The following is a 618-nucleotide window of genomic DNA, read 5'->3' on the forward strand; positions in this document are numbered from 1 at the left end:
GACTTCTTTCCATCTAAATCGGAGTATATTGTACGTTTCTTTGATAAGGATTACCATATAAAGCCACGATTTGAAATGGCAATTCCAGTCTCAGTAAAAGATAAAATACCACCAATGCTAGTTACTATTACTCCACGCTTTGGTAAGTATTTTGATCCTTATGATATTACAATGCATTCATCAGATTTCAATAAGAAAGTTATTGATGCTATTCTAGAAGGAAATTCTCAGTAATGGAAAATATCTCAGCAGTATACGATATTGCTCTTGACTTCCAAATGAACTCAGAAGCAATTAAAAATTCACCAGAGGATTTAAGGGATTTCGTTAATGAGATTAAGGGTAAAGGATTAACTATAGAACAATTCATCAAGGTGTGTAAAGACAATAGATGGTTCGTTACTAGTATGAATCGCCTACTGTCAATTAGTAGCTAATATAATAAACCCTTATAGATTAATTTCTATAAGCGTTTATTTTTTTTTGAGTGTAGCGTATACTATATGAAAACATATATTATTTATTTGTAGGGCTAATACTATTAACAATTAAGGTGTTCCTATTATGATACGATGCATTTTCAGTAATGATCATAGAGTAGTCTTTACTGACTATTAT

The 618-nt window shown here is 30.6% G+C and carries 2 protein-coding genes; both read left to right on the plus strand.

What is annotated here, in order from left to right:
• Nucleotides 1–234, plus strand: a 234-nt coding sequence (locus ACTQ48_RS11390; RefSeq protein WP_441571026.1) for a hypothetical protein, incomplete at its 5' end; no start/stop codon positions are given.
• The gene (locus ACTQ48_RS11395) at nucleotides 234–437 is read left to right on the plus strand and encodes a hypothetical protein (RefSeq protein WP_441571028.1); all 204 of its coding nucleotides are present in this window, start codon (nucleotides 234–236) and stop codon (nucleotides 435–437) included. The genes ACTQ48_RS11390 and ACTQ48_RS11395, both read left to right, overlap by 1 nt.
• Nucleotides 438–618: the final 181 nt, after the last annotated feature.

Origin of the sequence: Collinsella sp. Sow4_E3 (genome assembly GCF_052116285.1) — a bacterium.
Taxonomy (GTDB): Bacteria; Actinomycetota; Coriobacteriia; order Coriobacteriales; family Coriobacteriaceae; genus Collinsella.